The 21650-nt window shown below is 31.9% G+C and carries 20 protein-coding genes and 1 other RNA gene; 3 read left to right on the forward strand and 18 right to left on the reverse strand.

Translation table 11 applies throughout. The features are described from left to right. Window positions 1-3 precede the first annotated feature (3 nt). Window positions 4-1038 (reverse strand): glutaminyl-peptide cyclotransferase, encoded by a 1035-nt coding sequence (locus tag GQR98_RS12455; RefSeq protein WP_159019776.1) that lies wholly within the window; start codon window positions 1036-1038, stop codon window positions 4-6. A gap of 88 nt (window positions 1039-1126) precedes the next feature. Between GQR98_RS12455 and ffs the strand changes: the two genes are divergently transcribed. Together ffs and GQR98_RS12465 are read left to right on the forward strand one after the other, a co-directional pair. Beyond that, window positions 1127-1225: signal recognition particle sRNA small type (gene ffs, locus GQR98_RS12460), an RNA gene on the forward strand. Between the two features lie 149 nt (window positions 1226-1374). Further along, on the forward strand, window positions 1375-2178 hold the full coding sequence (locus tag GQR98_RS12465) for an SDR family oxidoreductase (protein ID WP_159019777.1): 804 nt from the start codon (window positions 1375-1377) through the stop codon (window positions 2176-2178). A 4-nt stretch (window positions 2179-2182) separates the two neighbouring features. Here GQR98_RS12465 and GQR98_RS12470 read toward each other — a convergent pair whose 3' ends face one another. Further along, window positions 2183-3607 carry a TlpA family protein disulfide reductase gene (locus GQR98_RS12470; protein ID WP_159019778.1) on the reverse strand — a complete coding sequence of 475 codons (1425 nt, stop codon included), beginning with the start codon at window positions 3605-3607 and terminating at the stop codon, window positions 2183-2185. A gap of 193 nt (window positions 3608-3800) precedes the next feature. Here GQR98_RS12470 and GQR98_RS12475 point away from each other — a divergent pair, with 193 nt between their 5' ends. Then, entirely contained in the window at window positions 3801-5420 is a 1620-nt protein-coding gene (locus GQR98_RS12475) for an ABC-F family ATP-binding cassette domain-containing protein (RefSeq protein ID WP_159019779.1), read from the forward strand. A 254-nt stretch (window positions 5421-5674) separates the two neighbouring features. Here the strand turns inward: GQR98_RS12475 and GQR98_RS12480 are convergent, their stop codons facing one another. From GQR98_RS12480 to GQR98_RS12555, 16 genes are all read right to left on the reverse strand, one after another. Continuing rightward, the gene (locus tag GQR98_RS12480) at window positions 5675-5959 is read right to left on the reverse strand and encodes a hypothetical protein (protein WP_159019780.1); all 285 of its coding nucleotides are present in this window, start codon (window positions 5957-5959) and stop codon (window positions 5675-5677) included. A gap of 112 nt (window positions 5960-6071) precedes the next feature. Beyond that, entirely contained in the window at window positions 6072-6308 is a 237-nt protein-coding gene (locus GQR98_RS12485) for a putative signal transducing protein (protein WP_159019781.1), read from the reverse strand. Window positions 6309-6405: 97 nt separating this feature from the next. Further along, on the reverse strand, window positions 6406-8832 hold the full coding sequence (gene pheT, locus GQR98_RS12490; protein WP_159019782.1) for a phenylalanine--tRNA ligase subunit beta: 2427 nt from the start codon (window positions 8830-8832) through the stop codon (window positions 6406-6408). A gap of 108 nt (window positions 8833-8940) precedes the next feature. Then, a complete protein-coding gene (locus GQR98_RS19250) occupies window positions 8941-9246 on the reverse strand; it encodes an RDD family protein (RefSeq protein WP_317164230.1) in 306 nt (101 codons plus the stop codon). A gap of 116 nt (window positions 9247-9362) precedes the next feature. Beyond that, window positions 9363-9545 carry a hypothetical protein gene (locus tag GQR98_RS12500; RefSeq protein ID WP_159019783.1) on the reverse strand — a complete coding sequence of 61 codons (183 nt, stop codon included), beginning with the start codon at window positions 9543-9545 and terminating at the stop codon, window positions 9363-9365. 90 nt (window positions 9546-9635) lie between these two features. Beyond that, complete coding sequence (locus GQR98_RS12505) at window positions 9636-10805, reverse strand: ABC transporter permease (RefSeq protein ID WP_159019784.1); 1170 nt, start codon at window positions 10803-10805, stop codon at window positions 9636-9638. Beyond that, window positions 10802-11962: an ABC transporter permease gene (locus GQR98_RS12510; protein ID WP_159019785.1), complete on the reverse strand. Its 1161-nt coding sequence runs from the start codon at window positions 11960-11962 to the stop codon at window positions 10802-10804. The genes GQR98_RS12505 and GQR98_RS12510 overlap by 4 nt, the downstream gene beginning before the upstream one ends. Then, complete coding sequence (locus GQR98_RS12515; RefSeq protein WP_159019786.1) at window positions 11959-12942, reverse strand: HlyD family secretion protein; 984 nt, start codon at window positions 12940-12942, stop codon at window positions 11959-11961. The genes GQR98_RS12510 and GQR98_RS12515 overlap by 4 nt, the downstream gene beginning before the upstream one ends. A 14-nt stretch (window positions 12943-12956) precedes the next feature. Next, window positions 12957-14345, reverse strand: a complete 1389-nt coding sequence (locus GQR98_RS12520) for a TolC family protein (protein WP_159019787.1) — start codon at window positions 14343-14345, stop codon at window positions 12957-12959. Window positions 14346-15125: 780 nt separating this feature from the next. Beyond that, on the reverse strand, window positions 15126-15452 hold the full coding sequence (locus tag GQR98_RS12525) for a DMT family transporter (protein WP_042504983.1): 327 nt from the start codon (window positions 15450-15452) through the stop codon (window positions 15126-15128). Window positions 15453-15479: 27 nt separating this feature from the next. Next, on the reverse strand, window positions 15480-15872 hold the full coding sequence (locus GQR98_RS12530) for an ACT domain-containing protein (RefSeq protein WP_159019788.1): 393 nt from the start codon (window positions 15870-15872) through the stop codon (window positions 15480-15482). Continuing rightward, the gene (locus tag GQR98_RS12535; RefSeq protein ID WP_159019789.1) at window positions 15873-16250 is read right to left on the reverse strand and encodes a hypothetical protein; all 378 of its coding nucleotides are present in this window, start codon (window positions 16248-16250) and stop codon (window positions 15873-15875) included. It abuts the gene before it with no gap. Window positions 16251-16559: 309 nt separating this feature from the next. Then, the gene (locus tag GQR98_RS12540; protein WP_199270199.1) at window positions 16560-17036 is read right to left on the reverse strand and encodes a phosphoethanolamine transferase domain-containing protein; all 477 of its coding nucleotides are present in this window, start codon (window positions 17034-17036) and stop codon (window positions 16560-16562) included. Window positions 17037-17202: 166 nt separating this feature from the next. Beyond that, window positions 17203-18423 carry an aspartyl protease family protein gene (locus GQR98_RS12545; protein ID WP_159019790.1) on the reverse strand — a complete coding sequence of 407 codons (1221 nt, stop codon included), beginning with the start codon at window positions 18421-18423 and terminating at the stop codon, window positions 17203-17205. 159 nt (window positions 18424-18582) lie between these two features. Continuing rightward, the gene (locus tag GQR98_RS12550) at window positions 18583-19053 is read right to left on the reverse strand and encodes a hypothetical protein (RefSeq protein ID WP_133968566.1); all 471 of its coding nucleotides are present in this window, start codon (window positions 19051-19053) and stop codon (window positions 18583-18585) included. Between the two features lie 184 nt (window positions 19054-19237). After that, a complete protein-coding gene (locus GQR98_RS12555; protein ID WP_159019791.1) occupies window positions 19238-21649 on the reverse strand; it encodes a thiamine pyrophosphate-dependent enzyme in 2412 nt (803 codons plus the stop codon). Window position 21650 lies beyond the last annotated feature (1 nt).

Raw genomic sequence — 21650 nt, forward strand, 5'->3', positions numbered from 1 at the left:
TTATTATTTCTCTACAATTTCTATTTCGAATAATTTATCCCAACGTTTACCTGTTACAAATATGGTTTTAGTTTTAAGGTTGTAAGCAATGCCATTTAAAACATCTAAACCATCGTGTTGGGTTACAAGTTTCTTTAATGGAGAAAAGTCTATTACACCTATAACTGCACCGTTTTTCGGGTTAATAATAGCTACACCATCTTTTTGATAGCGGTTTGCGAAAATTTTACCATCAATCCATTCCATTTCGTTGATGCCAATAATTTTACCTTTATTGGTAAATACTTGTATATATTCTTCTTCGACTAAAGTTTCAGGATTTAATAACCATATTTTTTCGGTACCATCACTTTTATAAATCGATTTGTCGTTGTGTGTTAATCCCCAGCCTTCTTTACTGTTAGCGTATTTAAAGCTGTTTAACTTCTCTAACGTATTCGCATCGTAAACAAAACCTGTTCCTTTTTGCCATGTTAATTGGTAAACTTTATCATTTAGTACGGTTAAACCTTCACCAAAAAACTCATCGGCTAAATTTATGTTTTTAAATACTTCACCTGTTTTATAATCTACTTTTCTAAGTTTAGATTCTTTGTGTTGGCCTGTACTTTCATAAAGAGTATCATTATAGAATTCTAAACCTTGCGTGTAAGATGTAATGTCGTGTGGATATTCATTTAAAATATTGTAAGTGAATATTTTTGGCGATTCATTATTCAAAATAGTAACCGAAGTAGTAATCGTTTGCTTTTCACCATTAAAGTAAACGGTAGCTTCTACAGTTTGCTTTCCTAATTTAAAATTACTTAAATCGAAGTTGTCATCAATTTGCTTACCGTCTAAAGTATAAGAAACAGAGTCGATTTTATGACTTTTTTTGTTTTCTAAACTTAGTTTTAGAGTCTCATTTACTGAAATATTGCCTTTTTCGGCGTTTGTTATGACGCTGAAATCATTTTTTTTGAGTCCGTTATTAGATCCGCAAGCAATAATTATTGTGCTTAAAAATATGATTATTAAGTGTTTGAATGTTTTCATTTCGAGCTTTAAATTTTAAGCAAGATATTTATTTAAAATCAGAGTAAAAAAATATTGTGAATTTTTTAAAAGGTTGTATATTTGCACCCGGCAAGTCCTACACAACTAGCTCCTGTTGAATCCTCCAGGGCGGGAACGCAGCAAAGGTAAATGGTTGTAGCAGTGTGATGTAGGTAGCTTGCCTTTTTTTATACAATAAACTGAAATCTTGAAAGCTTATGCTTATCGAGATTTTTTAGTTTTAAAGCGTTTCTTCTTTTTAAAACTATCTTATAAATTAAGCGGTATATTAAAATTCATTGTTAATTTTGTACTCAAAATATCATTCTAAAAATTATGTCTAAAGTTGTATTAATTACAGGGGGTTCTTCGGGAATAGGTAAATCTATTGGTGAGTTTTTAAAAACAAGAGGATTTATTGTTTACGGAACCAGCAGAAGTCCAGAAAAATATAAGGAAAGTAAATTTCCTATTTTGGCTTTAGATGTAAAAGACAACCAAACTATTTTAGAAACCGTTTCTACAATTATTGAGAAAGAGGGTAGGCTAGATGTTGTTGTTAATAATGCAGGTGCAGGAATTACCGGACCAATTGAAGAAATTCCGGATGCAGAAATTAAAAATAATTTTGATACTAATTTCTTCGGACCTATAAACGTGATTAAAGCTGTTTTACCTCAAATGCGAAAGCAAAATGCGGGTTTAATTATAAATGTTACTTCTATTGCGGGCTATATGGGTTTACCTTATCGTGGCGTTTATAGTGCGAGTAAAGGTGCTTTAGAATTAATTACTGAAGCTTTTAGAATGGAGTTAAAGAATTTTAATATTAAAATGACCAATGTTGCTCCTGGTGATTTTGCAACTAATATTGCTGCGGGTAGATATCATGCACCATTACTAGAAAATTCACCATATAAAAAACCATATGGCGATACGTTAAGTTTAATGGATTCTCATGTTGAAGGCGGAAGCGACCCAGGTGAAATGGCTCAGGCAGTTTTAAATATTATCAATACTAAAAACCCTAAAATACATTACAAAGTGGGGGCGTTTATGCAAAAATTTTCTGTTGTATTAAAGCGTATTCTTCCGGATAAGGTTTACGAAAAAATGTTAATGAATCACTATAAATTGTAATACATTATCTTTTTAGTAAGCCAACAAGTTGCTCTTCAAACTTGCCATAAAAAATATTAGTATTCCCATTAACAATCTTCTTATTTTTATTGATAATGAAGGTTTTTGTCATTGGGTGAATAGCTAAAGCTTCTGTAGCCAGTTTTGGCGATTTAAAGAAGTATTCGTTTCCACTTACAAAACCATTAGATTGTAATGCACGTTTGGCTTTGTTTACGTTATAGGTGTCAATATTAATACTTACAAATGTTACTTCTGGGTATTTTAATTTTAAGCGGTTTAATTTGTGGTGGCTACTTTTAAAATGATCGTAATACGTGTTAGACCAAAACGTAATTACCGTTGTACCATTAACCAAATCACTTAAATCTTTAGAATTATTTTTATAATCTATAATGTCAAGATTTGGTAAACTGTTTCCAGCATTTAATTTACTAACAGCTTCGGCAAAGTTAATAATCATCTTTTTGCCTTTATCATTTTCTGTTTTCGCTAAATAATTTTTAAGAATGGTATTGGTTTCTTCAGTATCATCACTTAATGATAAAAACTTAACTGTGTAATGGTAAAGTAACTCTTCTTTTAAACCTTTATCAGAAATTAAACTATCTATTTGTTTAAGTCTATCTAAGTTAAAGCAAAGTGAACGCCCCTTTTTAAAATCGTCTTTGCTGCAATGGTCCATATGCTCATTGAGCGCAAGGTTGCTAACGTTCGATTTTAAAAACCATTTATAAGCAATAAAGTCTTTTAGTTTAGCATTGTTATAATCTATATCATTTCTGTAAGCATAAAAATCTTTAGGCAATGTTTTAAAAATTTGCTCTATTTGATTTCTATCGCTTCTAAAAGGGTAGGTTTCTTTGCTCGCGTAATACGAATAATTAATATGCTGTAAAATTAAATTCTCAAAAGCATCACTAACATCGTTCTTCTTTTTGAATTTATTGTATTGTGCAATTTGAGATTGTTTTATAGAATCTAATTTAGATGTAAATTGTTCTGGGCTAAGTGATCTAAATTTACGGACAGCTTGTTCAGTTTTTTTGTTTTCTAAAAACTCGTTAAGTAAAAAATTGTTTTGTCTTGCTCCACGACCTGTGTAAACTAAAGATTCGTCAAAATCAAAAGTATTTAACCTAAACAGTAAACTATCATTAGGTTCAAGCATAATCATTTGATATTCGCTACCGTGCCTAAAGGTGTAAATGCCTGGGTAGAAGTTATCTATTTTGTAAAAGAAACGATTTCGTCCATCAAGTTTAATGGTATCAATAGTTTTGTTTTTACTCTCTAAAATTATGGTGTTCTCAATAGGATTTATAATTTCACCTCCAATATAAGCAAAATCATCGCTTTCGTTGTGAGCGCTATTTTTGCAGCTTGATATTGTAAGTACAATTGATAATATTGAAAATAATACTCTCATGTAAAAATCCTTAATTAGGTAAAGTGTTTGTACAACAAAAGTATGCCTTGTTTTTATAATCTGCTGTTAATGCGTTGTTAAAAGTTATTTAGACTTATAATAGATTAAACAAAGTGCTGAGTTAAAAAATAGGGCGTCGAAGTTTCTTCTTACCAATGAATTTTTCTACTTTTGCAAAAAAATAAACAACTTTATGTTATCAGTTTCAAATCTTTCTGTTCAATTCGGAAAACGTATTCTATTTGATGAAGTGAGCACTACATTCAATAATGGCAATTGCTATGGTATTATCGGTGCAAACGGATCGGGAAAATCTACTTTTTTAAAGATTATTTCGGGTAAAATGGAACCAACCTCTGGGCATGTTTCGTTGGAGGCAGGTAAGCGTATGTCGGTTTTAGAACAAAACCACAACTTATATGACGAGAGCACAGTGTTAGAAACTATTTTAATGGGGAATAAACCTTTATTCGACATTAAAACTCAAATTGATGCACTATATGCTGATTATACAGATGAAAATGCTGAGAAAATTGGTGAACTTCAGGTTCAATTTGAAGAAATGGATGGTTGGAATGCAGATAGTAATGCTGCATCTATGCTTTCTAACTTAGGGATTAAAGAAGATTTTCATTATACATTAATGGCCGATTTGGATGGTAAACAAAAAGTACGTGTATTACTTGCACAAGCGTTATTCGGAAATCCAGACGTGCTAATTATGGATGAGCCTACCAATGATTTGGATTACGAAACCATTTCTTGGTTAGAAAACTTTTTAGCTAATTATGATAGTTGTGTGATTGTAGTATCGCATGATAGACACTTTTTAGATGCGGTTTGTACACATATTTCTGATATTGACTTCGGAAAAATAAACCATTACTCGGGTAACTATACATTTTGGTACGAGTCTTCTCAATTAGCAGCACGCCAACATGCACAACAAAACAAGAAGGCCGAAGAGAAGAAAAAAGAATTAGAAGAGTTTATACGTCGTTTTTCTGCCAACGTTGCAAAAAGTAAACAAGCAACCAGTAGAAAGAAGATGATTGAGAAATTAAATATTGGAGATATTAGACGTACTAGTCGTCGTTATCCTGCTATTATTTTTGAACGTGAAAGAGAAGCTGGAGATCAAATTTTAAATATTGAAGGTTTAACAGCATCGTTAGAAGGTGAATTGCTTTTTAAAGATATTGACTTAAACTTAGCTAAAGGCGATAAAGTGGTAGTGTTCTCTAGAGATTCTAGAGCGACAACGGCATTTTATGAAATTTTAAATAATAATGAAAAAGCAGATTCAGGTAAATTTATGTGGGGTGTAACCACAACGCAATCTTATTTACCATTAGATAATGATGCCTTTTTTAATAATGAACTTACTTTAATCGATTGGTTACGTCAATACGCAACAACAGAGGAAGAACGCGAAGAAGTAAATATTCGTGGTTTCCTTGGTAAAATGATTTTTAGTGGTGAGGAAGCATTTAAAAAATCGTCTGTATTATCTGGAGGTGAAAAAGTAAGATGTATGCTATCTAGAATGATGATGATGAGAGCTAATGTTTTACAATTAGACGAGCCTACAAACCATTTAGATTTAGAAAGTATTACCGCATTTAATAACTCACTTACAAATTTTAAAGGCACTATTTTATTCACTACTCACGATCATGAGTTTGCACAAACAGTTGCCAATAGAGTAGTAGAACTAACTCCAAATGGTGTTATAGACCGTTATACAACGTTCGATGAGTATATGCAGGATAAAAACATTAAAGAATTACGTGACAAAATGTACACGGTATAAACCTGAACATAAATTATAATAAAAGTTTATTGGAACCTAGTTTCAATAAACTTTTTTTTTGCTAAAAAATGAATAACAGGTTTACTTCTTGTTTTCAATTATAAGCATAAAAAAAAAGGACCTTTTAAAAAAAAAGTCCTTTGGGGTCGTGGTAAATCATTGTAGTTTTAACTTGTTGTACTTAAAACTAAATTTTTGTGTTTAGTTGAGATAAAAAATAATAAAAATGAAAAACCAAAATAATTAATTAAGCATTACGCATAATGTTTATTACGGTTTGGTTTACTTTTAGAATTACCTCTTGCTATTGCAGAAGCATTTTTACCCATTAAATTATCAAGAACTTCCGTTGCACGATCAATTTCCTCTTGATGTACTAAAATATCCTGTATGGTCTGGTTTAGATCGCCTGGATAATTAACACGTTCAAACTTAGATTTGGCTCTAATTACAGCGCAAATGTTTAGCTCTGCTAAATTATTGTAAACCCGCTGTACATCATTGAGATTTCCTGTAAATACTTTAATGTAGTTTTTCATTTTAGTTTGTTTTAAAAAGTTTATTCCTACAATATAGTAAATATTAAAATGTAATGAAAGCTGTAAAGCGTTAAAAATCAGTTAAGTTTGTTCGTGTGCGCCAACAACTATGTTAAGGTTCTATCTCTAAGTTTATATTTTCAATAATAGAAGTTGCTTTTGCCAGTTCGTCTTTGTGAACGTAAATGTCTTGATGTCCATATACTGATGCTCCAAAACCGGCCAATCTAGCAGATTCGGTCTCGTCTTTAACTACAGCAGTTATGTTTTCGTTTTCTAAATCGGAAATGATTCGTTTTACAACGATAAAATCTCCACTGAATACTTTTATATAGTTTGAATCTGTCATAATATTATTGAGTTTAATGTTCTAACTAAATATACAACATTTTTAAACACAAAAAAAGCCGGCCATGGCCGACTTTTAATATTTAACAGGTGTTTAACTATCTTAATTCTGCACCAAGTTGTCTTTCAAAACTCGATTGCAGTTTGTTCATTATTTTATCAATTTGCTTATCGGTTAACGTTTTATTTTCATCTTGAAGTGTAAAACTCACCGCGTAACTCTTTTTTCCTTTAGGAAGATTTTTCCCTTGGTAAACGTCAAAAAGATTTACAGATTTTAGTAATTGCTTTTCGCTTTGTTTCGCTAATTTATAAATTGACTCAAAAGTTACGCTATCATCCAATAATAAGGCGAAATCACGCTTTACTTCAGGATACTTAGTGATGGCTTTAAAAGTAATTTTATTGCGCTTAACTACGTCTAAAATAGCATCCCAGTTAAAATCGGCAAAAATAACATCTTGGTTAATATCAAATTGTTTTAAAACTTGCTTTTTAACTAGCCCGAAATCTACTAAAGTGGTTTTTCCTAAACCTAGGCTTATACCTTCGCTTATTAAATCGTTTTTAGTTGGTGCTTCATTAAACCTAGAAATACCTAAACGTTCTAAAATAGAAACAATGCTTCCTTTCATAAAAAAGAAATCACTTTTCTGGTTAGGTGAAATCCAATTATCTTGAGATTGGTTTCCAGTTGAAAACACAGCTAGATGCTTAAGTTCTTCACGTTTATCTTGAAAACTATGGTATGTTTTACCAAATTCAAAAAGTTTTAAATCTCCACGTTTTCTATTAATGTTGAATGATACAGCTTCTAAACCTGAAAACAATAAAGATTGTCTCATTACAGATAAATCATTACTCAATGGGTTTAGCATGGTAATATTGTGCTCTTCTTTTAATTGCTCGCTTAAAGCAGCATAATTAGGTGTGGTTAGCGAGTTAGATAGTATTTCGAAAAAACCTTGTGATGCTAATTGATTCCCTACCACATTCTGAATTTTATAATCTTCAAAACGAGATGTTGCAGAAATAGAAGCGTTAAGTTTTTCAGTTGTTTTTACATTGTTATATCCGTAAACACGTAAAATTTCTTCTATAATATCAGCTTCACGTTGCACATCATTTCGGTATGCTGGCACGGTTAAACCTAATCCGGTTTCGGTAACATTATTAACTTTAATATCTAAAGACGTAAGAATACGTTTTATAGTTTCCTTCGGAATTTCTTCTCCAATTAATTTTTCGGCATTTTCAAAGCTTAAACGCACCTCAAAATCTTGAATTTTCTTCGGATAAAAATCAATAACATCACTAGTGATTTCTCCACCAGCTAATTCTTGAATTAATAAGGCAGCACGTTTTAAGGCGTAACCTGTAATATTAGGGTCTATTCCGCGTTCGAATCTAAAAGAAGCATCGGTGTTTAATGCATGTCTTTTTGCTGTTTTACGAACACTTACTGGGTTAAAATAAGCACTTTCTAAAAAGATACTTGTAGTATGTTCTGATACTCCAGAATTTAATCCGCCAAAAACACCAGCAATACACATTGGTTTTTCAGCATCACAAATCATTAAATCATCTTCATGTAATTCACGTTCTACCCCATCAAGTGTTGTGAATTTTGTTCCCGCTGGTAAGGTTTTGACTTCAACTTTATTTCCTGCTATTTTAGCGGCATCAAAGGCGTGAAGTGGTTGACCTAATTCGTGTAAAACGTAATTAGTAGCATCAACAATATTATTTATTGGACTTAAACCAATAGCTTTTAAGCGGTGTTGCAGCCAAGCTGGAGATTCTTGTACTTTTATACCAGAAATTGTAACACCACAATAGCGAGGTGCTAATTCTTTATCTTGTACATCAATATCCATTTTAAGCGTGCGGTTCTCTACGTGAAAAGCACTAACTGATGGCGTAATGAGTTCTAAGTTAACATCTTTTTGAATTAATCCGGCTTTTAAATCACGAGCAGTACCGTAGTGGCTCATGGCATCGGCACGGTTTGGTGTTAATCCAATTTCAAAAACTTGATCGTTTTCAATATCGAAAATATCGGCTGCTGGCGTACCTACTTTTAAAGTTTCATCTAAAACTAAAATACCGTCGTGAGATTTCCCTAAACCAAGTTCATCTTCAGCACAAATCATCCCGAAACTTTCTTCACCTCTAATTTTTCCTTTTTTAATGGTCCATGCTTCACCTTCTTCAGAATATAAAGTGGTTCCAATGGTTGCTACAGGTACTTTTTGTCCGGCTGCAACATTTGGTGCGCCACAAACAATTTGTACAGGGCCATCTAAACCAATATCTACGGTGGTAATATTTAGTTTATCGGCATTTGAGTGCTTTACGCAAGTTAAAACCTCGCCAACTACAACACCTTCTAATCCTCCTTTTACAGATTGATAGGCTTCTATGCCTTCAACTTCAAGTCCTAAATCGGTAAGTAATTCGCTAGTTTGTTCTGGAGTCCAATCTGTATTTAAAAATTGCTTTAACCAGTTATATGAAATCTTCATAAATCATTTTCGTATTAAGCGAACAAAGATAAAATATTTGAGCTTAGCTTTCAAAGAAAGGGTTATGAATTGTTAACGGAAAATTAGAAATTATTTAAGATGAAAATTTTATGGGGTAGATGCTTTTTTATTTGGTTTATATGGAAGCACAACAGATTGCGCCACATAATCGTGAATGGCTTTCTTTTTAGAATTGCTGTTAACGGTTAGTAATGACACCCAACCTAAAAGTGATTTAGTTATAAAACGAATTATAGCAAGCAGGAAGTTAATGTTTCTATTTTCGTTAGCTTCTTGTTTAACTACAATATCATTGAAAAAATGACCTAAAGTTGCACCAAAAATGGAAACTAAAAGAGGTTCGTAAAGTATAAATAGGCCTAGAAAAACAGATATTCTTATATAATTTGGAATACTTTCAAAAAGATTAAAAACTTCTACAGCAGCTTACATTAAAACGATGATGGCAATACTATCGATTATAACGGCTTTTATTCTAGTGGATATTGGAGCGTATTGTGTTTGCATATTTAAATTGTTTTAAAACTTCCAAAGATTATTGCGGTAAGTAAAAGTCCGATTCCAATTCCCATAAGCAAGCCTTTCAATAAATCTACTAATTCTATGAATTGAAAAAATATTAGCGACGTAGAAATAACCAGCATTCCAGCAGATATTAGAATTAATGTTTTTCTTTTGTTTGTGTTTTTCATCTTAATGTGGTTTTAGGAATTAGTATACCAATTTAAATTTTGTTACAATCCTTATATTAAATCACTGCTTTTTTTAAATTAAGAGAGTAATTAATTCACAACAGTTTTAACTATCATTTTTTTTATAAATTGAAACCTCACGTAAAGTAATAAATAACCAACTAATAGCAACACCAGTAAATGAATAAACCCATTGGTAATGTTATCTATCTTAGCACCTTCAATAGCTAAAGCATTAAATATATTGAAATAAGGCGTAGATGGTAATAAGTTTGCAAATACTTGTAAACCTTGTGGCATTGAGTCGATAGGCCAAGAATATCCGGAAACTAAGAATAGCGGGTAGGTAGAAAACGCCATAATTTCTGTCCAACCAATGGCTGTTTTAAAAAATGATGCAAATAAGGTTGTGTATATAATTAGAACAGCGATAAACAGAAAACTCAATAACAGATGTAAAAAGATGGAGCCATTAAAACCAAGCGAGAAAAACGGAAATATTAATTTGTAGAAAACAAAAAAGTATATAATATAAAGCAATATGTAATAAGAACTTTTTGCAGAAAGGATTTTAATAAACTCAAAGAAGTTTAATTTTTCTGAATGATTAAAAAGGCCATGTTTAAATTCATGCACAATGCTTTGTCCAAAACCAATTATTAATGTTTGTTGAAGAATTAAAATTAATAAAATAGGTAACAAATAATCGCCATAATTATTAGTAGCATTATAAATCGATTTAAAAACTGGTAGTATGGGCTGTGCTTTTTGTTTAGCAAGTTCTACGGGTATGTTATTAGAAATTAAATATTGCATTCTAACACCTCCAGCCACAGTTAAAATAACACTTTGAACGGCTTTGTTTATTTCGTTTGAAGTTAAAAATTTAGTATTATTTAAAATGAGTTCTACCTGTGAACCATCTAAATTCATGGTTTTCTTTTGAAAGTTTTTTGGTAAAACAAGAATGCCCTGAACCTCTAGGTTATTAAAATGAAACATAGCATCTTCTAAAGACGAATAGTGGCCTTCTACAGATATTTTTTCAGAAGTATTGACTAATTGAGAAACCTTTCTAGATAAATTTGAATGATCAAAATCTACCACCGCAATAGGGATTTCTGTAACGTTTTTTTCGGAGTAAATAGAGCCAATAAAAAAAGCATAAATTATCGGTGCTACTAAACACGTAAGTAGTATGCTTTTGTCGTCAAAAATGAGAGCTAATTCACTTTTAAATATGGAAAACCATTTTTTCATACAGCTACTTTTTTATTTCGAAACATAAATATGCTCACGGTTATAACATAGCCTACCAAAAAGAAAATCAACAAATTTACAGTCGGTTGTATTAAAAAAGAGAAAGGTGTGTTCATCTCCATGCCTTTTATAAAAGCGTTTAAAAAATGGGTGTAGGGTATAAGTTGGGCATACCAAGCATTAAAAGCGGGCATGGCCATAATAGGGAATGTAAAGCCGCTAAATACAAATGCTGGTGAATTGTAAACAAAAGATACATCCATGGCAATCGCTTCGTTTTTAAAAATTGTAGAAATCATAATACCCAACATGGCATTTGCCATTACAAACGCTAAAATTACCCATAGAAATGGCAAGGTGTTTTCACTGGAAGGAATACCCAAAAGCGGATGCACTACAGAGAATATAAAAATAGCAACTATCAACCCGAGTAGGGTGTATGCTATTAATTTTCCTAAAATAATTTTAAAAATACTACCATTCGCGAGGTTTAATAATACGTTATAGGTTTCATTTGAATATTCAGAATTAATAGATCTTGCAGCCAAAAGAAATACTATCATTTGTAATAAAACCGTGGTTAATCCCGGAACTAAATAATACAAATAATTATAATAAGCATTGTAAAGCGGTTTAGTGATTACCTTAATAGGCATAACCATTTTCATAGCTTTCTCGTGCGGAATTCCGTTAAGTTTAAAGGTTTGTAAATTAATTCCCGAAGACATGGTGTTTATAAAAGTGGCAGCTTCTTTGTAAATAAGGTTGCCGTATATAATGTTTGAAGAATTGGTGTAAACCAATAATTTTTCTTGTTTTCCGTTTAAAATATTTTTCTGAAAATTCTTCGGAATTACATAAAACCCTTTAATTTCAGGATTATTTATAAAAATGTCGTCTATATTATCGTTAGAGTTCAAAAACTGAATGATGTTTAACTTCGGAGAAGCTTCCACATTGCTAATTACTTTTCTGCTTAAATCGTTATGATCTAAATCTAGAACGGCAATTGATACGTTTTTTATAGCGCCTTCTTCATAAATAGCGCCGAGATAAAAGAAAACGCCAATAGGAATCACAAATAGAAGCACCCAAGCGGTGGGCCTTTTTTTAAGCCTTATAAACTCTCTAATTATTATTTGTAGTATCGTTTTCAAAATTGGATATTAAGACTCATGCCTGGACGTAAACCTTCTATTCTTTTTGAAGGTGTTAAATGAATTTCAAAAGTTTTCATATCCAATCGGCCTTTATCAGCTGTTGGAACCCAATCTGCAAAATCGGCCATTGGTGCAATATAAGTTACCTTAAATGTATGTGGCTCATTATTAAAAGCTGGTAGATTTCCTGAGATTTCTGTTCCCATGGAAAAATCCTGTAAAAAATCTTCCCTTACATGAATTACAGCATATATTTCTTCTAATTTCTGAATAGTAAATATGGGGTAACCAGCAGGCATCACTTCACTTTCTTCTGCTAGTTTTGATGAGATTTCACCAGAAACGGGAGCGTAAACTTCTAATTCTTTATAATAAGCTTTGGCTTCACTTACTTTTCCTCCAGCAGCATTCATCTGGCCTTTGGCGGCTTTTTTGTCTTCAATTCTGGCTCCTTCTTTTGCCATTTCAAACATATATTTGGCTGCATTCATTTGATCGAAAGCTGCATCGCGCTTAAAGGTGATTTCATCCATTTGTTGTTGAGATATCAAACTGTCTTTAGCCATGGCTTTTAATCTTTTAAAAGACTTTTCTGCAAAGCTATATTGACTTTCAGCCATTTTATATTTGTCTTCTACGGCGGATAATTCTTGACTTCTAGCTCCAGAGTTTGCTTTATCGCTTACCGATTTAGCAGCATCAAACATGCCTTCAGCTTGTTGAATTTTAGCATCCAGAATATCACTTTCAATAGTTGCAAGTAGTTGTCCTTTTTTAACTTGGTCGCCTAGCTTTACACAAATGGTTTCTATACGACCAGGAACTTCGGAAGCCACACGGATTTCGGTGGTTTCAAATAAACCAACAAAAAAACGATTTTCATTTTCGTTAGGTTTTAAAAGAAGCAACAAAAATATGCCGATAGCGATAATTAACACTGGAACTATTAATATAAGAATTTGCTTTTTGTTTTTCATAATAGAATAAGTTTCTAATTTTTCAAATTTTCAATTTGTAAACTCCCTGTTGAGATTAATAAATCTAATGCAACCATGCGTTGTTGTGCTACAAAATTGTAATAGTTAAGCACGGCATTTTGATATTCTGTCTCGGTTTGCAAGCGATCTGATATTGATATTAACCCTTCGCGGTAACTTTTAATTGCTAGATTTAAGCTGTTTTTGGCAACCTGCATTTCTTGCGCTTTTAATACCAATTGTTGATTTTTAACATCAAAATTTACCTGTACTTTTTTTGCGAAAAGTTCTAGTTTTTCTTCAATATCACTTTTTTCTTCTTCAATTATATTTTTTTCGATACGTGCTATGTGTGTTTCGTTGGTATGTTTTAAGCCGCTAAATAATTCCCATTGCATACCAACTCCCAAAAAGTAAGCAGGAGCTAATTCGAATTTGTCTAATTCTAAATTTATATTTTCACCACCAGGAAGTGCGTATGGGGTTTCTAAAGTGGCATTAAACAAATTAGAGTAAGATAGGGAAGCCACCGCTTGAACCTTTGGTAAATAGGCGTTTTTATTCATTTTTAACTTATAATCGTAAGCTTTTACAGAAGCGTCTAGGGCTTTTAATTCGGGACGATCACTAAAGTTTTGTTCTATGTTTTTTAACGTCCATGGCGTTAATTCGAAGCTGTAATTTTCTAAAGTTGAAATATTTACATCCGTTAACATAGAAAGTTTTAAATATAATAAACTGAGATTGCCGTGAAGTTCTATCTTTTTGGATGCTAAGCTTAATTCGGCTGCCGTAATTTTATCTCGATCATAGGGAATGGCTAATCCATTTTCTATGGCTGTTTTTACTCTTTCTTTTTCTTTTGCTAAACGTTCTTCACTTTTGGTGATAACAATTTCAGATTGTTTCAGTAATTCAATTGTATCAAAAGTGTCAATAACATCCTTTATAATATCTGCTTTTTCAGCATGAAGCATAAAGTTTTTTGCTTTAATTTTTTCTTCAGTAGCTTTAGATCCATATTTTACTTGTAAGCCAGAAAACAGCAGAGCTTTAGCCGTTAGGTTTGCATTGAAAATTTGGCCTTGCGTATTGAATCTCGAGTCGCCTTCAAATAATTCAATACCCGTAATGGGTAACTGTAGTGTTGGGGTGTCGATATCTATACTACTCGATGCGTAGCCATACTTGGCATCGGCTTCTAGAGTTGGAATAAAATTCTGACGGATAATTTTTCTTTCTATGCTGTCGATAGAAAGTTCATGAATCGATTTTTTTAAGGCATAACTTTTTTCTAAACTTCGGTTAATTAAATCGATTTCAATAGTGCTTAAATTATTCTGAGCCATTAAAGAACTCATGCAAAAGAAGCTGAAGAAACTTATATAAATTAATTTTTTCATACAACACAAATAATAGAAGAAGTTAGTAAAACCATCATAAAAAAATGAAAATTTATATTATGGTTAATTAACGGTTACGTACAAGAATAGTACGGTTTTGCGTGCGAGGAATTTCCTGATGAAAATTAGACGTAGCAAATACGCTACTACCTTTATTTAAGCACTAAATTACGGAATTATTTCTATATGATGTAACCACATCGTTTTTATTTTTCCTAGGAAATAAGTTGGTTAATTTGGTCTGTTATAGAGAAAAGAAAAAGGACAATTAAAAGTGTAAAAAGATTCGTTTTGAATTTTACGTATTCTTTTTCTTTATACCTTTTCAGGGTTTTGTAAACTAAAAAAAGGGCTACAAGAACTATTGGAAGTGAATTTAATATGAAGTCCATATACCTTAATTTGGCAATTCTACTCGAACTAGCACCGGAACCATATAAGAGGAAGAAAACTAAAGTTTCAATGAAAATTAGTAATAATAGAACTCCAAAGATCAATATTGAATTGATTCCAATGCTGAGATAATTTGTCTTTATTTTGAGGAATTCCGATGTTTTCAATTAAGGTTTTTTAGTTGATTTAATTGAGATTATAAGCCATAAACATCCAATGATGAAACAAGCTATTCCCAATAAAATTAATATCGTATTTGTTGGGTGGCCAATTTTGATTGTATAGCCAATTCCGGTAAGTAACCAACCTAAAATGATTGTTATTATAGAGGTTATTATTTTTAATGATGGACTCATTTTAAAAGTTAGGGGAGTGGTTTTAATTTGTTTAATGCGAAACTACTTTCAGACCTATAATTGAAATAATTAATGTTGAAATAAAAAATATGCGTAAAGTTGTTGCGGGTTCATTAAAAACAAATATACCAACTAAAACAGTACCTACAGCTCCAATACCTGTCCAAACGGCATAGGCCGTTCCAATTGGGAGGTGTTGCGTTACTTTTAAAAGAAGCGACATACTTATTACTAAACAAATAATGAAAGCGATGTACCAGTACGTAGATTCTATTCCTGTTGCTTCTTTGGCTTTACCAAGTGAAGTAGCGAAGGCAACTTCAAAAAGCCCAGCAATTACTAATAGTATCCAATTCATTTATTTTTATGTTTTAGTATTAATGTTTTATTTTGAAAATTCATTTAAAATCTTTATTGCTTTTTCTGTGTCTTCTACATCTACAAAAATATGATCGTGATAATAAGCTGCAACAACATTGCAGCTAATTCCATTTTTAGATAAAGCATTAGAAAATGCGGCTGTTAAGCCAACGGCTTCTAGAGACGAATGCACTGTAAGTGTAATCCAAGATGCTACAAAAGAATACTCTAAACCCAATTGGTCTGCCACTTCTTTTTTAGCAATAATGGTAGTGCTTTCTTCTTCTTTAAAAGTCATTACAATTTGGCTCAAATTAATGAACTCCAAACGTTCTGTTTTACAAAATACAAATTCGCCTAAATTGTGTTTAGGTTTCATTGATTTTAAAAGCATTTCTAAATTTTTTTCTCCGCTCATTTATTTAATGCTTTTGTTTAGTTTTTGTAGTTCTTTTAGGGGTGCTTTACCAACGCTATGTGCAGATTGTGGGTTTTGCCTTGTTACTAATCTTTGGTCTGTAACAACGTACCCCGTAAAAGGGGCCAATTTTTCAAAAATAGCACCATGTGCTATTAATTGATCTTCTAGTAAAAAAGGAATCACATTTTCTAGTTTTACTTTTATCTCTTCTTCATTATTTGAGAAATTTTTTAAATTTTCAAAGAAAGGAATAAGTTTATTTTGAGTTTGTTTTGAGCAACATAGCTTAGTTAAATCAATATAGGCTTGTTTTTCATGAGTATTTAAATTTGGTAGTTCATTGATTACTTCATCTAATGATGTTTGATTCTCCATAGGCGTTGAAATAGATTCAAGAGTTTTTATTTTCTTTTTTGCAAACCATGGTTCATAAGTAAATTGTTTCTTAGACTAAAAAAAATTAAAATTAAAAGAAGCCATGTTTTTTATATGAAAATTCAAGTACCTTGAGAGATGAACTCAAAATTACTTTTATGATCCTTAAGTCTCCAACAGTCTTTTCTATAAATAAATTCCGTTAAATTTCCATTGAAAATGTTTTTTCAAAGTCAGTATTGATTTTAATTCATTCAATACAAAATTTTCATTTTTTTTAATAGTTGTTTCAACATCATTTTCGTCAAATTAAACTAATTTTTCAATTATTTCACCCAGTTTAACTTCTTTTTGAGTGCCTATTAGAAACTTTTCTCCACTTAGAAGTTCAATAGCCAAACCTTTGTTTCCTTTCATATTGTATACGGTTCCATGTTTTGTCCAAGGACGGATCCCCCAACCTCCAACAAAGCCATAATTTACCATTTCAGCGCTTTTTATTTCTGTCCAATTCACTTGCTTCTTGATAAAGGGGAAGAAATTTATTCGGATTTCATTTTGGTCAATTTCAGTTTTTAGTCGCATAAACCAGAACATTGCTATAAGGCAAAATACAGACACACTAAAAATAATTAAACCTAAATCGGACATAGGTTTGTCTCCAAATTGTTTTCCGAGAATTAGTTGCTTGTAAATTCCTATAATCGGTATAATCCCGATGGAGATTAAAATAAGCCAAACCCACCATTGCGTAAATTTCTGATTTTCTTTAAACTCGATTTTCATTTTGTTCCTGGATCTTTTTAAGCTTGTTTGTGACATCTATGATTAGATTAGTGTGGTTTTGTTACATCTGATTTTCCGCAGGAAAATCAGATGTAACAAAAGTGCAACGACCTTTGGTTAAGCCTAAAATAGCAATTAATTTTATACGGTATTACCACACGTTTTTTTAAATCAAATTCTTTTTAGTTACAACAATTTCTTTAGACTTTCCGTTTTGTGAAATAATAAGGTTTAATTTTTCTACATGTGTTATTTTAGACCATTCTATATTCCAAAAATCACAAAATTCTTGGTGTGAAAAATTGGAAACATCGGTCTCATTAACTTTTAAAAGAAAAGCTCCATTTCTTATTTTATTTTTTTTTGTAAAAGCTCTTAATCCTGTCGCTATTTCTATTTTGTTGGTTTCAAAGTTCGGTTTAAAATTCAGTTCAAATCCTACGAATGTATCAGAACCTACATTTTTTGTAGGTTCTAAAAATAATTGATGTTTTTCCCAATCAACTGTGACTAAAAAATTTTCGAGAAAAAGATTTCCTAAAAGTTGCAAGTTGCCAACTTCTCTTTGAAAACTTATAGTTTGATTATTTAGTTTTAAATCGCCAATATTTATACTTTTAGCAAGTAATTTATAATCTAAAGCTGATTTGCTAAATCCGTATTCTATAATTGAATTTTTGTCTTCTACAATAAAGTTATTTAATTCGCTTGGTTTCAAAACTATTTTCTCACGTCCATTACCAGTATCAAAATTAAATTGTGAAACATAACCATCTATGTTTAGTTCTATTGTTTCTGTTCCCCAACCCCAAGAAGGAAGATTAAGATTTATCGAATATTCTGGTTGCGTAGAGAGTAAGTTTGAAATATCATCCGATAAGCGAATAATTTGTTTTTCATAATCTATTTGCCATTTTGTTTTTTTCATTAAAGTATTACCTATTACTCCGTCTAATTGATTACAGAATTTCACATCATCAAATTTTATATCTAGTGAAGCAGCTCCTATATCGACAAATTCTACACCGGAAATATAAATGCTTGAAAGCGTAATTGTTGTAACATCTTCAGTTGTAATTAAAGGACCAGAAACAGTTGATTTAGAAAATGGTTTATATTCAAACTCATCTATAATAGACTTATCTATTAATGTTGCTTCGGCACCTGTATCAAAAAGAAAATTATATGTTTTATCGTTTTGAACGATGTCTACAAAAATATATCCATCTACATATCGAAAAGGAATTTCTGAATTGTAAGTTATGTTCGTAACTGCACCTTGATTTGCCCATTCCATCATTTTTTTAGCTTGTTCATCTTGGGAGTTAGCGTTTATAGTAAATACTGATAGAAATAATATTAAAATATAAGTTTTAAGTTTTGTCATTTTTTATATTTGTTTCTTTGTTCTATCGTAAAAGACGTAAATTTTTGTGAAATGTTTGCCTGATTACGAATTTTTATCAAATGTGTGGTAACAACAATATAAAGACAATTACCTTTATCTGCCTTATATTAAGCTGTTCTTTATCGTTATTATTTCATTCTATAGTTCTTCAAGCATTTCATTGTAATCGTATTGTAAATCCTCATGTAGGCCCGAAATTATTTTTTTAGCCATGAGTAATTGGCGATCGTATAAGTTTACCAATTGTGTGCTACGTTTAATGCTTGGTGAAAAGTTTTTTAAGGTTTTACAGAAATAGATAAGTAGTTCGGCTTCTGTTTCTTTCTTCTGAGAGTAGCGTACATACTTTTTTACGTTTCTTAAAATTTTACGAACCGATTTCCTGATATAAAAAAAACTATCTCTGTTTATGGTTTCAAACTCATCATCTATATATGTTTTAACCGATTGAATGTAATCATCTTCATGAGCCGATTCAAACAATAAATAGGTAAGGAGTTCCTTGTTTTCTTTTTTAAAGCGCGATAACCTAAGGCAAAGCGCTATCAATTCGCTTTGCGACTGATGTTGTAATTCTTTTTTTATAGCGACTGCCGAAACTGCTTTCATTTATAAATAAATTAGATTTTAAATTTAATAAAATAATACGGAATTGGCTGTGCTTAGATATAGAAAGTATAGCCGAATAATGTTTTATGAAAAACGTGAGGAAATATGTTTGTAAAAAAAAGGCTTTGCTCGGGAAAACCTAGCAAAGCCTTTTGTGTGATATGTTTATAAGCGAAACTTTTACCTATCTCAATTTAGGAAATTGTACAGGGTTAGTTTCGTGCATTACAGCATAAATAGCTTCAAAAATATCTTCTGCAGATGGTTTAGAGAAATAATCACCGTCATTACCATAAGCTGGTCTGTGTGATTTTGCTGCTAATGTTTTTGGAGCACTATCTAAATACTGAAAAGCATTTTGTTTGTTTAATATTTCATCTAAAATATATGCCGACGCCCCACCAGGAACATCTTCATCTATAATCATTAAACGGTTTGTTTTTGCGATACTTTTTACAATATCATGATTAAGATCGAAAGGAATTAATGATTGTACATCAATAATTTCAGCATCAATACCAAGGGCTAACAAATCTTTAGCGGTTTGCTCTACAATGCGCAAAGTAGATCCGTAAGATACTAAGGTAATATCGGTTCCTTCTTTTACGGTTTCAACCACGCCAATAGGTGTCTTAATGGCGCTAAGGTTGTTTGGCATTTTTTCTTTTAAACGGTAACCATTTAAACATTCTACCACAATAGCAGGATCGTCTCCTTGAAGCAAGGTATTATAGAATCCAGCAGCTTTAGTCATGTTTCTTGGTACCAAAAGGTGTACACCTTTAACTAAGTTTAAAATACCACCCATTTGCGAACCAGAATGCCAAATACCTTCTAGTCTATGGCCACGAGTTCTAATAATTAATGGTGCTTTTTGCTTACCTTTTGTACGGTAATGTAGTGTGGCTAAATCGTCACTTATAATTTGAAGAGCGTATAAAATATAATCTAAGTACTGAATTTCAGCAATAGGTCGTAAGCCTCTTAGTGCCATGCCAATACCTTGACCAATAATAGTTGCTTCGCGAATACCGGTATCTGCCACGCGTAATTCTCCAAATTTTTCTTGTAAACCTTCTAAACCTTGATTTACATCTCCAATCTTTCCGGTGTCTTCTCCAAAAACTAAAACTTCGGGATGACTACTAAAAATAATATCGAAATTATCACGGATTATAATACGTCCATCAACTAATTCAGAATCATCTGTATAGGTAGGTTTAATTTCTTTAATTCTTATGTTTGCACGTTGTGTTTCAGAATATAAATGCGAACTGAAACTGTGTTGTGTTTTTGCTATATTATTGTTTATCCAATTACCGAGTGTTGTTTTTTCTGTATTAGTTTCACCAAGGGTAAGGCGAAGTACTTTTCTAGAGGTCGATAAAATATCTTTTCTAGTAGGTTCTCCAATAGCTTCTAAATCGGTAGCCAATTTCGAGATAAAAACGCGGTTAGCACTTTTTGACGCTACTTGTTTTAAAATATTAACAATCTCTAATTGTTCTTTTTTAATAGGTCTTAAAAACGTGTTCCATGCATTCTTTTTAGCATCACGTACGTTTCTTTTAGCTGTACGTTCAATATCTACTAAAGCTTCATTAGTTGCAATGCCGCTTTCAATAATCCATTGGCGCATTTGTGTATTACAATCGTGCTCGGTTTCCCATTCTAATCGTTCTGCATTTTTGTAGCGTTCGTGCGATCCAGAGGTAGAGTGACCTTGCGGTTGTGTTAATTCTACAACATGTATTAAAACTGGCACATGTTCTTCTCTAGCAATTTTAGCCGCTTCTTGGTAGGTTTCCATTAAATTTGGATAATCCCAACCTTTTACTCTCAGGATTTCGAATCCTTTTTCTTTTTTATTACGTTGAAATCCTTTTAGAATTTCAGAAATATTTTCTTTTGTTGTTTGGTGTCTAGCATGAACAGAAATACCATACTCATCATCCCAAACACTAATAACCATAGGAACTTGTAAAACTCCTGCAGCATTGATGGTTTCAAAAAATAGACCTTCACTTGTACTAGCGTTTCCAATAGTTCCCCAAGCCACTTCATTTCCTTTTACAGAAAAATTGTTGGTATTGATGTCATTTACATTTCGGAAAATTTTAGAAGCCTGGGCCAACCCTAATAAACGAGGCATTTGCCCTGCAGTAGGCGAAATATCGGCACTAGAATTATATTGTTCTGTTAAGTTTTTCCAGGTTCCATTGTCGTTTAAACTATGGGTTACAAAGTGTCCACCCATTTGGCGTCCGGCCGACATAGGTTCTAATTCTAAATTAGTATTAGCGTACAAGCCAGCAAAAAACTGTTCTGTGGTTAATGCGCCAATAGCCATCATAAAGGTTTGATCGCGATAATAACCCGATCTCCAATCGCCTTTTTGAAAAGCTTTAGCCATAGCTAATTGTGGCACTTCTTTTCCATCGCCAAAAATACCAAACTTGGCTTTTCCTGTTAAAACTTCTCGGCGTCCTAACAAACTACACTCCCGACTGACTACAGCAATTTTGTAATCGTTTAAAACTTCTGTTTTAAAATCTTCGAAAGATAGATCGTTTGTTACGTCTGGAATTGTCTGCATA

Source organism: Algibacter sp. L3A6 (assembly GCF_009796825.1).
In the GTDB taxonomy this organism is placed as follows: domain Bacteria; phylum Bacteroidota; class Bacteroidia; order Flavobacteriales; family Flavobacteriaceae; genus Algibacter.

Excerpts from the sequence above, each read along its gene's own strand:
- GQR98_RS12455 (WP_159019776.1), bottom strand. The coding sequence starts at position 1,038 with ATGAAAACATTCAAACACTTAATAATCATATTTTTAAGCACAATAATT.
- GQR98_RS12465 (WP_159019777.1), top strand. The coding sequence starts at position 1,375 with ATGTCTAAAGTTGTATTAATTACAGGGGGTTCTTCGGGAATAGGTAAA.
- GQR98_RS12470 (WP_159019778.1), bottom strand. The coding sequence starts at position 3,607 with ATGAGAGTATTATTTTCAATATTATCAATTGTACTTACAATATCAAGC.
- GQR98_RS12475 (WP_159019779.1), top strand. The coding sequence starts at position 3,801 with ATGTTATCAGTTTCAAATCTTTCTGTTCAATTCGGAAAACGTATTCTA.
- GQR98_RS12480 (WP_159019780.1), bottom strand. The coding sequence starts at position 5,959 with ATGAAAAACTACATTAAAGTATTTACAGGAAATCTCAATGATGTACAG.
- GQR98_RS12485 (WP_159019781.1), bottom strand. The coding sequence starts at position 6,308 with ATGACAGATTCAAACTATATAAAAGTATTCAGTGGAGATTTTATCGTT.
- pheT (WP_159019782.1), bottom strand. The coding sequence starts at position 8,832 with ATGAAGATTTCATATAACTGGTTAAAGCAATTTTTAAATACAGATTGG.
- GQR98_RS12500 (WP_159019783.1), bottom strand. The coding sequence starts at position 9,545 with ATGAAAAACACAAACAAAAGAAAAACATTAATTCTAATATCTGCTGGA.
- GQR98_RS12505 (WP_159019784.1), bottom strand. The coding sequence starts at position 10,805 with ATGAAAAAATGGTTTTCCATATTTAAAAGTGAATTAGCTCTCATTTTT.
- GQR98_RS12515 (WP_159019786.1), bottom strand. The coding sequence starts at position 12,942 with ATGAAAAACAAAAAGCAAATTCTTATATTAATAGTTCCAGTGTTAATT.
- GQR98_RS12520 (WP_159019787.1), bottom strand. The coding sequence starts at position 14,345 with ATGAAAAAATTAATTTATATAAGTTTCTTCAGCTTCTTTTGCATGAGT.
- GQR98_RS12525 (WP_042504983.1), bottom strand. The coding sequence starts at position 15,452 with ATGAATTGGATACTATTAGTAATTGCTGGGCTTTTTGAAGTTGCCTTC.
- GQR98_RS12530 (WP_159019788.1), bottom strand. The coding sequence starts at position 15,872 with ATGAGCGGAGAAAAAAATTTAGAAATGCTTTTAAAATCAATGAAACCT.
- GQR98_RS12535 (WP_159019789.1), bottom strand. The coding sequence starts at position 16,250 with ATGGAGAATCAAACATCATTAGATGAAGTAATCAATGAACTACCAAAT.
- GQR98_RS12540 (WP_199270199.1), bottom strand. The coding sequence starts at position 17,036 with ATGAAAATCGAGTTTAAAGAAAATCAGAAATTTACGCAATGGTGGGTT.
- GQR98_RS12545 (WP_159019790.1), bottom strand. The coding sequence starts at position 18,423 with ATGACAAAACTTAAAACTTATATTTTAATATTATTTCTATCAGTATTT.
- GQR98_RS12550 (WP_133968566.1), bottom strand. The coding sequence starts at position 19,053 with ATGAAAGCAGTTTCGGCAGTCGCTATAAAAAAAGAATTACAACATCAG.
- GQR98_RS12555 (WP_159019791.1), bottom strand. The coding sequence starts at position 21,649 with ATGCAGACAATTCCAGACGTAACAAACGATCTATCTTTCGAAGATTTT.